Source organism: Frankia sp. CcWB3 (assembly GCF_977927595.1).
In genome coordinates this window covers 1-10,190 of sequence record NZ_CDWRCK010000158.1, presented here as the reverse complement: position 1 = coordinate 10,190, position 10,190 = coordinate 1, and the positions used below count along the sequence as shown (strand labels likewise).

The 10,190-nt window shown below is 72.4% G+C and carries 8 protein-coding genes; 7 read left to right on the top strand and 1 reads right to left on the bottom strand.

Translation table 11 applies throughout. The features are described 5' to 3' along the window. From ACY5KJ_RS13065 to ACY5KJ_RS13035, 7 genes are all read left to right on the top strand, one after another. On the top strand, positions 1-3,947 hold a 3,947-nt coding region (locus ACY5KJ_RS13065), incomplete at its 5' end, for an alpha/beta fold hydrolase (protein WP_462203455.1). Beyond that, positions 3,944-5,176: a hydroxymethylglutaryl-CoA synthase family protein gene (locus ACY5KJ_RS13060; RefSeq protein ID WP_462186296.1), complete on the top strand. Its 1,233-nt coding sequence runs from the start codon at positions 3,944-3,946 to the stop codon at positions 5,174-5,176. The genes ACY5KJ_RS13065 and ACY5KJ_RS13060, both read left to right, overlap by 4 nt. Positions 5,177-5,185: 9 nt before the next feature. After that, positions 5,186-5,443 (top strand): phosphopantetheine-binding protein, encoded by a 258-nt coding sequence (locus ACY5KJ_RS13055; protein WP_462186295.1) that lies wholly within the window; start codon positions 5,186-5,188, stop codon positions 5,441-5,443. After that, on the top strand, positions 5,440-6,726 hold the full coding sequence (locus tag ACY5KJ_RS13050) for a beta-ketoacyl synthase N-terminal-like domain-containing protein (RefSeq protein WP_462203454.1): 1,287 nt from the start codon (positions 5,440-5,442) through the stop codon (positions 6,724-6,726). The genes ACY5KJ_RS13055 and ACY5KJ_RS13050 overlap by 4 nt, the downstream gene beginning before the upstream one ends. A 28-nt stretch (positions 6,727-6,754) precedes the next feature. Further along, on the top strand, positions 6,755-7,978 hold the full coding sequence (locus ACY5KJ_RS13045) for a cytochrome P450 (RefSeq protein WP_462203453.1): 1,224 nt from the start codon (positions 6,755-6,757) through the stop codon (positions 7,976-7,978). Positions 7,979-7,987: 9 nt separating this feature from the next. Beyond that, positions 7,988-8,506: a beta C-S lyase family protein gene (locus ACY5KJ_RS13040; RefSeq protein WP_462186292.1), complete on the top strand. Its 519-nt coding sequence runs from the start codon at positions 7,988-7,990 to the stop codon at positions 8,504-8,506. 4 nt (positions 8,507-8,510) lie between these two features. Continuing rightward, on the top strand, positions 8,511-9,254 hold the full coding sequence (locus ACY5KJ_RS13035) for an aminotransferase class I/II-fold pyridoxal phosphate-dependent enzyme (protein ID WP_462203452.1): 744 nt from the start codon (positions 8,511-8,513) through the stop codon (positions 9,252-9,254). Positions 9,255-9,308: 54 nt separating this feature from the next. On the opposite strand, the gene ACY5KJ_RS13030 is transcribed toward ACY5KJ_RS13035, so the two are convergent. Next, the gene (locus ACY5KJ_RS13030) at positions 9,309-9,908 is read right to left on the bottom strand and encodes a YdeI/OmpD-associated family protein (RefSeq protein WP_462203451.1); all 600 of its coding nucleotides are present in this window, start codon (positions 9,906-9,908) and stop codon (positions 9,309-9,311) included. Between the last annotated feature and the right edge of the window lie 282 nt (positions 9,909-10,190).

Genomic DNA, 10,190 nt, shown 5'->3' with positions numbered 1-10,190 from the left:
CCCCCGCCGCCGCCGCCGATCCCGGCGAGGTGGCCGAGGTGGTGCGCGCGGTCGTGGCCGAGGTCCTGGGGGTCACACCGCAGGAGGTGGGGGACAAGTCGTTCGCCGACCTGGGCCTGGACTCGGTGTTCCGGATGGACGTCTCCCGGACGCTCAATGACGTCTACGACGTGGACCTGCGCGGCGCGGACCTGTACGAGTACGACGACGTGCCCGCGCTCAGCGCCCGGATCGCGACGACCTTCCGGACCGGGGCGGCGTCCGGGGCCGCACCGGCATCCGGGGATGGGGCTGGCCATCGGGTCGCGGCCGACTCTCCGGCCGCCGCCGCACCAGGCTCAGCGGAACCGGCGGCGGCGTCGCGGGCCGCTCCCGAGGAGGCCCTGGTCCGCTTCCTGGAGAGGACCCTCGACCGCCCCCTCGACCCCACCCGCACCTTCGAGGAGAACGGCTTCACGTCGTTCGACATGCTGCGGTCGATCAGCGCCCTGGAGCAGCACTTCGGCAGCCAGCGCAAGACGCTGCTGTTCGACCGGCCCACCGTCGCCGACCTGGCCGCACACCTGGCCGCCGACCACGGCTCCGACACGCTGCTGCGCGTCGCGCCCGCCGACGACCCACTCACCTCCGAACCACCGCCCACCTCCGAACCACCGGCCGGCGCCGCCGGCGGCGCGTTGCTGATCACGCGGGCAGAGGTTGCGCGGGACCCGGCGCTGCGGCGGCTGGTCGCCGAGCTGGACGCCGTGCACGGCAGGGAGACCGGTCTGGCGGGCCGGGACATCGCGCCGGTGCTGTTCCTGGGCCGGGACCGGGCCGGCTACTTCGCCTGCTCCCGCCGAGGTCGGGACCTGCTGGTGTGGAGCTACGTCGGCGCCGGTGACCGGTTCGCCGCGCTGGCCGACGAGTACGCCCGGTTCCTGCGGGCTCGCGGGCGGCGCCCGAACCTGCTGTCCCTGCTGCGGCTGGACGAGCTCGACGGACAACCGTGCACCGCGACGCCGTTCGGCGCGTTGCAGAGGTTGGAGAGCATCGACTCGTTCTCGCTGGAGGGCGGGCGCCGCTCGAAACTGCGCTACCTCGTCCGCCGCTTCGAGCGGGGGGCCCGCGAGTGCCGGGTCGAGGAGTACACCAGCGGCGCGGACGCGCGGACGGACGCGGCCCTGGCCGGGCTGCTCGACCGGTGGGCCACGAGCAAGCGGATGGTCAACCCGTACGTCGGGCGGGTGCGCGACGAGCTGGTCCGCGGCGCACTGCCCGAAGGCCACCGGGTGTTCCTCACCTATGTGGACGGCAACCTGATCAACGCCGTGGTGGTGGCGAAGATCCCGTTCGAGGACGGCTACCTGCTGGATGTGGAGTTCTATCCGGACGACATGCCGCTGGGTGGCCTGGAGTTCGCGATCGTGCGCGTCATCGGGCTGCTGGCCCGGGAAGGCAGCCGGGTGTTCAGCTTCGGGGCGAGCTTCGGCGTGCGGGTGGCGGAGTCGCCGAACGCGTCGCCGGAGGTGGAGAAGGCGCTCGACGAGCTGCGTTCGGTCGGCATCTTCGGCAGCGGCAACTACCAGTTCAAGAAGAAGTTCGGCACCGAGAACCTGCCGCTGTACCTGGTGCAGCCGACCGGCGGGGATGTCGCCCCGGTCGCCGACGTGATCCTGATGATCGCCGACCCGGAGGTCGCGCGGGCCTCCGAGCCGCGGGTGGGCGCGACGGCCGCGACGACGCCGCGCGCTCCGACCTTCGCGGGGGTGGCACCAGCGACAGCACCGGTCACCGTGCCCGCCGAGCCGGTCGTCGCCCCGACGAACGCGGCCCCACCGGATCGGAGCGCCGTCCGGCGGAACCGTTCGACCGTGCTGCTCGCGCACGGTCACAATCCCGTACGCATCCCGCACCATCTTGTCGAGATCGACCTGATCACCGACTCGTGGGCCGAGCGCACGGACCCGTGGATGCCGCCCCGCCTGCGTGAGCTCGCCGACCGGGCCACCGCCCGCACCCACGACGACGCAGGTGACGACGCAGGTGTCGCCCCGTGGTCTCCGCTGCCGCACCAGGTGCTCACCGCCAGCGGCCGCGCCGCCGAATCGTCGCTGTGCCGGGCCTGGCCGGGGCGGCGCGGGACCGTCCTGCACAACTCGCTGTTCCCGACCTGGCTGTTCAACCTGGTCGATCTCGGCTTCACCCCGGCCCCGCCGCTGCCGACGTGCCCAGGCGACGGTCCGTTCGCGGGCGACGTCGACCTGGCCGTCCTCGGCGACGAACTGCGCCGCCGCGACGACGTGTCGTTCGTCGTCCTGGAGCCCGCGTGCAACGCGACCGGCGGTCTGCCGATGTCGCTGGCGAACCTGCGTGGCGCGGTCGAGCTGGCCCGCGACAACGGGGTGCCGACCGTGCTGGACGCCACACGGCTGCTGGACAACGCGGTGCTGATCTCGGCGCACGAACCCGGGCAGCGGGGTCGCGACCCGCTGGACATCGCGGTGGACGCGCTCCGGCTGGCGCAGGCCGCGACGCTGAGCCTGTCCAAGGACTTCGGTGTCGACCTCGGCGGTCTTGTCGTGACCTCGGACGACACGTTGGCCGAGCAGGTGGTGCTCCGCGGACGCGGGCCGAACCTGTCGGCGCGGACCATGCTGGCGGCCGCGCTCGCCGACCCCGGTCCGATGGCGGATCTGGTGCGCGAGCGGGTCGGGCTGGTGGCGCGGCTGCGCGGCCGGCTCACCGCGGGCGGAGTGCCCCTGGTCGAGGGGACGTCGGCGCACTGCGTGCTGCTCGACGTGAGCCGGGTGGCCTGGTTCGCCGGGTTCGGCAACCCCGTGCAGGCCTGCCTGGCCTGGCTCTACGAGGGCACGGGGGTACGCGGCGGGCCGCACCTGTCCGGTGACGGCACGATCATTCGCCTGGCGGTGCCCCTGGGCGCGGACGCCGCGTTCGTCGACGAGGCCGCCGAACGGCTGGTAGCCCTGTTCGCCGACCCCGGCCACGTCGTCGACCTGGTGGAGGCCGGCGGCGGGTCGCACTTCGGGGTCGCCGAGGCGGCCCAGGCGCGCTACCACCCGGTGTCCGGGGTGCCGCGGGACGTGCGGGAGGCGCTCGACGAGGGCTACCGGCCGCTGTCGGCGAATCTGGCCGTGATGCGCGCGGCCGCGCCGGGCACCCGTCAGGACGTGTTCGGCCTGCCCGACGGCGACGTGGAGGTGCTGAGCCGCGGCACCGGTCCGGTGGTGCTGATGATGCCGCCGTTCAACATCGGTGCCGGCGTGTTCGCGGGCCAGTTCGCCGCGCTGTCCGACCGCTTCCGCCTGGTCGTCGTGCACCACCCCGGGGTGGGCGCGACCACCGCCGCCGGTGACATCTCGCTCGCCGGGATCGCCGACCTGTACCGGGCGGCGCTGGACCGGCTGGGCGTGCCGGGGCCGGTGCACGTGGTGGGCTCGTCGTTCGGAGGGCTGCTGGCGCAGAGCTTCGTGCTGGCCCACCCCGACCGGGCGCGGTCGCTCACACTGCTGTGCAGCTCCTACCGGTACGCCAACCGCGTCGGGGAGATCAACCGGCTGGAACGGATCGTCGCCGAGGACGTCGACCGTCTGGTGGCGGCCGGCGTCCAGGGCGCGGCGGAGCGGCGCGCCGAGTACCTGGAACACCTGCTGCGCTGCGAGAGCATGGCGCCACACATCGGCCTGCGGTATCTGGACGTGTTCGCCGAGCAGCCGGACCTGCTGCGACGCCTGCCGGACATCCCGGTGCCGACGCTGGTGGTGCACGGGCGGCTCGACGGCATCGTGCCGCTCAAGACCGCGCACCTGATGCACGGGGCGATACCCGACGCCCGCTACCACGAGCTGCCCGACGCCGGGCACTTCCCGAGCGTCACACATCCGCGCGAGGTGTCCGACGTGCTGGCGGCCTTCGTGTCCGAGGTCGAGCTGGGGGAGGGCACATGACGGAGGTCGGCATCGAGGCGCTGGACGTCTACGGCGGCAGCCTCGCGGTGGAGGTACGGGCCGTGTTCGACGGGCGTGGTCTGGACCATCGGCGGTTCGGCAACCTGGAGATGCACCGCCGGTCGGTCGCACTGCCCTTCGAGGACCCGGTGACCAACGCGGTCAACGCCGCGGCGCCGCTGCTCGCGCGGGTGCCCGAGGCGGACCTGCGGGCCATCGAGCTGCTGGTGGTGACCAGCGAGTCGGGCGTGGACTACAGCAAGTCGATCTCGTCGTACGTGCACGACCGGTTGGGGCTGGGCAACCGCTGCCGGGTCGTGGAGATGAAACAGGCGTGCTACTCGGCCACCGCCGCGCTCCAGCTGTGCCTGGGCTACCTGGCGTCCGGGCCGCCGGGCGCCAAGGCGCTGTTGATCTCCACCGACGTGTCGCTGGCCGACGAGCGAGCCCGGTACGCCGAGCCGGTCACCGGCACCGGCGCGGTGGCCCTGCTGCTGGGTGACCGGCCGCGGGTGTTCACCCCGGACCCGGGCGCCTACGGACTGCACAGCTTCGAGACGCTGGACTCGGCACGCCCCGCGCCCGACCTCGACATCGCTGATGCCGACCGCTCCCTGGTCGCCTACCTCGAATGCCTGTACCACAGCTTCGCCGACTACCGGTCCGTGGTCGAGGGCGCGGACTTCGCCACCACCTTCGACCACCTGGTGATGCACACGCCGTTCGCGGGCCTGGTGCGCGCCGGGCACCGCCGGATGATGCGCCGGCTGCACCGGGCCGGCGCCGCGGAGATCGACCGCGACTTCGCCCGCCGGGTCGCGCCGTCGCTGGTCTATCCGGGCGAGGTCGGCAACGTGTTCGCCGGGTCGGTGTACCTGGCGCTCGCGAGCCTGGTCGACCAGGTCGAGCACACCGTGCCCGCGCGGGTCGGCGTGTTCTCCTACGGCTCCGGCTGTGCGTCGGAGTTCTACAGCGGCGTCGTCGGCCCCGAGTCGGTGGCCGCCGTACGGGAGGCGGCCACCGCCCGGCGCCTGGCCGACCGCGCCCCGGTCGACTTCACGGAGTACCGGCGGTTGCAGGCCGAGGCCGCCGGGTGCCTGCGGCCGGTAGCCGACCGGGACGTCGACATCGACGCCTGGGCCGGGCTGCTCGACCGGGTGGTGAACCGGCCGAAGCTGTTGGCGCTGACCGGGGTGCGCGGCTACCACCGACAGTACGAGTGGATCTGAGGAGTCGCTGTGACCGAACTGGACGGCGACGAGGACCGCCGCGTCTTCGAAGCCCTGCGACGCATCGCACTGGAGGTCGTGCCCGAGTTGCCGGAAAGCGGCTTCACCTGGGACCGCACGCTGTCCGAGCTCGGTTGCAACAGCATCGACCGGGCCGAGATCGTCACCCTGACGATGGAGGAGCTGGGGATCACGGTGCCCGTGCACGAGTTCCACCAGGGCCATGACATCGGCGCCCTGGTACGGGTGATGCGGACCTACTCGTGAGCGTTGTGGTCACCGGGCTCGGCCAGGTCGGCGCGCTCGCGCCGGACGTCGGCGCGTTCGATGACGCGCTGCGGGACGGCCGGGTGGCGCTGGCGGCGTGTCCGGCGCCCGCGCCGCCGGACATCGGCCCCGCGTTCGCCGCCCGCCTCGACGGGTTCGACCTCGACCGCGTGTTGGCGGCGATGAAGGACGTGCCGGACGCCCTGCGCCGCCTGGCCGTGCGCACCGCGGGCCGCGCGCCGCTGCCCGTGCGGGCCGCGACCGCCACCGCCGTGCAGGCGTGGGTCGGCGCCGGTCTGGCCGAGACGGGGCCGCCCGCCGAGCGGGTCGGTGTCGTGGTGGCGGGAAGCAACCTGACCGAAAGCTACAGCGAGGCGGCGCATACCGGCCGGGTGCCCGCCCGGTATGCCCTGCGGCACTACGACACCGATCACGTGGGCACGCTGAGCCGCGTCCTCGGCCTGCGCGGTGAGGGCTGCGCCGCGGGCGGCGCGTCGGCCAGCGGCAACGTGGGCCTGATCACCGCTGCCCGGATGCTGGCCGACGGGTCGCTCGACGCGTGCCTGGTGGTCGGCGCGCTCACCGAGCTGTCCTCGGCCCAGCAGCAGGGCTTCCTGCTGATCGGCGCGATGGCGTCGGCCAGCCCGGAGCAGGGCGAGCGGCCCGCCGCGCCGTTCGACCGCCGCCATCGCGAGTTCCACGCGGGTCAGGCGGCGGCCTGTGTGATGCTCGAGACCGCGACGTCGGCCGCCGCGCGCGGCGCGGCGGCCGTGGTGCGGCTGGCCGGGCACGCGGCCGTGCTCGACGGCAACCACCTCGCCGACCCGTCGGCCGAGGGCGAGGCGCGGGCCATACGCCTCGCGCTGGACCGAGCCGGGATCGCGCCGTCCGGGGTGGACTACGTCAGCACGCACGGAACCGGGGCTCCCACCGGTGATCGCGTGGAGGCCGCCGCGCTGCGCGCGGTTTTCGGCGACGGACCGTGGCCGCGGGTCAACGCGACCAAGGGGCTGACAGGCCATTGCCTGTCCTCGGCCGGGGTGGTGGAGGCGGTGGCGACGGCGCTCCAGGTGCGGGGGGGGCTATGTGCACCCCAACCCGAACCTGGTCGATGTCGTGGACCCGGTGTGCCGGTTCACGGGCGCGCGGGCGGAGCCGGCCGCGCTCGGGTTCGCCCTGTCCAACGGCTTCGCGTTCGGTGGTCTGAACACCGCGGTCGTGTTCGCCCACCCCGACGCGTGACTGCTCAGTTCTGGGCAGAGCGCCAGGCCCGAACTGCCTAGCGTGAGCGCCCGCGAGACGGAGGTGGCGATGAGCACGGCCGAATCGGACACGACCCGGAAGCTGGTGCCCTTCCCTCAGGAGAAGGCACCAGGATGCCCGTTCGACCTTCCCCCCGGCTATCGGGCGTTGCAGGAACGGGAACCCGTGTTCCGCGCCCTGCTGCCCAGCGGGCAGGAGGCGTGGGTGGTGACGAGGCATCGCGACGTGCGTGCCGTGCTGGAGGACCCCAGGTTCAGCGCGGACAGCGGGCGCCCGAACTTCCCCAGCATGTTCCGGCAGGCCGCGCCGCAGGTGCTGCGGGGCACCTTCGTTCGCGCGGACGGTGCGGAGCACCTGAGGTACCGGCGGATGCTGGGAGTGGAGTTCACCGCGCGCAAGGCCGAGCTGTCCCGAGCCCGGATCACCGAGATCGCCGACGCCCGGATCGACGCGATGCTCGCCGCCGGGCCGCCCGTGGACCTGATGGCGATGCTCGCCTACCCGGTGCCGTCGACCGTGGTCAGCGAGCTGCTGGGGGTGCCGCGCGCGGACCACGAGTTGTTCGAGGCCAGCACCCGGATCCTGGTCAACGGCCGCAGCTCGGTCGAGGAGATGACGCGCGCCAAGGACGACATCCTCGCGCATCTCAACGGGCTGGTGGCGGCGAAGGAGCGGGAGCCCGGCGATGACATGGTCAGCCGCCTGCTGGTCAGGCACGTCGCCACCGGCGAACTGGACCGTGAGGAGGTTGCCGTGGTGGCGTGGCTGCTGCTCGCCGCGGGCCACCACATGACCGCCACCATGATCGGCACCGGCACCGCCCTGCTGCTGCGCCACCCCGACCAGCTCGCCGTGCTGAGCGACGACCCGGCGACCGTGGTGAACGCGGTGGAGGAGCTGTTGCGTCACCAGACCGCGATGCAGATCGGCATGAGCCGGGTGGCGCTGGAGGACGTCGAGCTGGGCGGCGTTCGCATCCGGGCGGGCGACGGCGTGGTGTGCCAGCTTGCCTCGGCCAACCGTGACCCGGAGGTCTACCCGGACCCGGATCGGTTGGACGTGCGGCGTTCGGCGCGTGGGCACGTCGCGTTCGGGTTCGGGCCGCACCAGTGCCTCGGCCAGACCCTGGCCCGGGTGGAGCTCCAGGTGGTGCTGGGCCGACTGTTCGAGCGCGTGCCCGGCCTGCGCCTGGCCGTCGCACCGGAGGAGGTGCCGTTCTGGCACCACGTGTTCGGCATCCACGGTGTGCGCGAGCTGCCCGTCGCGTGGTGAGGGGGACCGGTGGCGGCGCACGACGAGATGGTCGACGACCAGATGCTGGACGCGCTCGGGCTGGAGGTGCTCAGCGCCCGGCGCAGTGAGAAGTGGCAGCGGTACTCGGCCGAGGTGCTGCCGTCGTTCCTCGCGGAGATGGACCTGCCGCTCGCCGAGCCGGTGCTCGAGGCGATCCGCAACGCGCTCGACCGCGGCGACCTGGGCTACGCCTACACCTTCACCACCAGCTCGCAGCTGCAGTCGGTGTTCGCGAACTGGCTGCGCTGCCGGTTCGGCTGGTCGGTGGATCCGGCGATGGTGATCCCGTTCCCGGACACCATGCGGGTGGTCGAGGTCGCGCTGGAGCAGTTCACCGAGCGGGGGGACGCGGTGGTGGTGGACGTCCCCGCCTACCCGCCGTTCTTCGAGGCTGTCACCGCCGCCGGGCGCGTGCTGGTGCCCAACGGCATGAAGCTGCGGGACGACGGCTGGCGGCTGAACCTGCCCGGCCTGGCCAAGGCGTTCGCCGACGGGGCCAGCACCTAGCCTCATGTGCAATCCGCACAACCCGACCGGCAGGGTGTTCACCGAGTCCGAGCTGCGCGCCGTGCTGAGGCTGGCGGAGCGGCACCTGGCGGTGGTGATCTCCGACGAGGTGCACGCGCCCCTGGTGTACGCCGGGCGTGAGCACGTCCCGATCGCCTCACTGCCCGGGGCCGCGGCCACCTCGTCGGTCACCGCGATGTCGGCGAGCAAGGGCTGGAACATCTCCGGCCTGCAGTGCGCGCTCGCCGTACCCGGCAGCCCCGCCGACCACGAGCGCCTGATGGGTATGCGGCCCCGCGACCGCGACGGCGTGGGCATCCTGGGCGTCGAGGGCAGCGTCGCCGCGTTCGCCGGCGGCGACCTGTGGCTGCGGCGGACGATGCGCTACCTGGAGGGGAACCAGCGGATACTCGCTGACCTGCTGGGCTGTTTCGGCTCCGACGTCACCCACCACGCCTCGGACGGCACCTACCTGGCGTGGCTGGACTGCCGCCGCATGGCCGACCGTCTGGGCATCGCCGACCTCGGCCAGTTCTTCCTCGACGTGGGCAAGGCCGCGGTCAGCGATGGCAGGCTGTACGGGGCCGAGGGCTTCGTCCGGCTCAACGTCGCCACGCCGTGCCCGGTGCTCGAGGAGCTGGTGCGGCGGATGGAGAAGGCGGTGCGCCAGGTGGAGCAGCCGGCCGGCACCGACGACCGGCACTCGCTGCCGAAGGTGCCCGCCACCGGCGTGCTGCCCTGGTGGTGAGGTCGGCGGCCACGTGCGCTGGGGGCCAGGTACGCCGTTCGTCACTCGCGTTGGTCACCCGCGTCGGGTCAGAGGAGGCACGGTGCGGCCGTTGGCCGAGTCCTGCAGTAGCTGCTCGAACCGCTTGGCCCGGGTCTGGTCCTTCTTGGCGCTGGTCACCCACCAGATGGCGGCCTTGCGGTAAGAGGCTGGCTGGCTCTGGAAGAAGGTCCACGCCGCGTCGTCGGCCTTCAGCCGCTGCTCCTGGTCGGGCTCGAAGGCGACAGAGTCCCCGTTCTGCTCGTAGGAATACGACCCGGCCTTCGCCTCGGACCGATCCTGGAGCGCCTTTTCCCCGGCGGGCCGCATCCGCCCCTCGGCACGCAGCTCCGCCACACGCCTGCGGTTCACGTCGCTCCACACGCTGCCGGGCTTGCGCCGCGTGAACCGGATGACGTAGTGCTGCTCGTCCACCCGCTGGCGCCTGCCGTCGATCCACCCCACGCACAACGCCTCGTCGACCGCCTGGGCCCACGTGATGCCGGTTCTGCCTGCTCCCTTCTTGTAGAAGCCGACCCACACCTCACCTGCCGTCTCGTGATTGGCCTCCAGCCAGCTGCGCCATTCGTCGGGATCCGCGAAGTACGTGGCCTTGGGTTCCGGGCTACTGGACAAGACCCCTCCCGGGAGATCGCTATTGTGGCCGATGCTACCCGGCTTATGACGTTGTGACGTGCGTCTCTTAGGAGTCGAAATGAAATAACTTGCGCGTTTCGAACCCTCCACAGGCCTGTGACCTGCGATGATGCTCTCGATCACGTATTTGTTACTTCATTACGTCCCCATAGCGCATCCACCTAGGGCCTGTTTGGGAAGTTCATCGGGGCAGCCATTTGTTGATCGCGGCGATGGTGGCTGTTGCTTCGTAGCGGACGGCCAGCTGGTTGTAGCGGGTCG

Bases quoted from the DNA above. Each gene is read 5' to 3' on its own strand.
- ACY5KJ_RS13060 (WP_462186296.1), top strand. From the start codon at position 3,944: ATGACGGAGGTCGGCATCGAGGCGCTGGACGTCTACGGCGGCAGCCTC.
- ACY5KJ_RS13045 (WP_462203453.1), top strand. From the start codon at position 6,755: ATGAGCACGGCCGAATCGGACACGACCCGGAAGCTGGTGCCCTTCCCT.
- ACY5KJ_RS13035 (WP_462203452.1), top strand. From the start codon at position 8,511: ATGTGCAATCCGCACAACCCGACCGGCAGGGTGTTCACCGAGTCCGAG.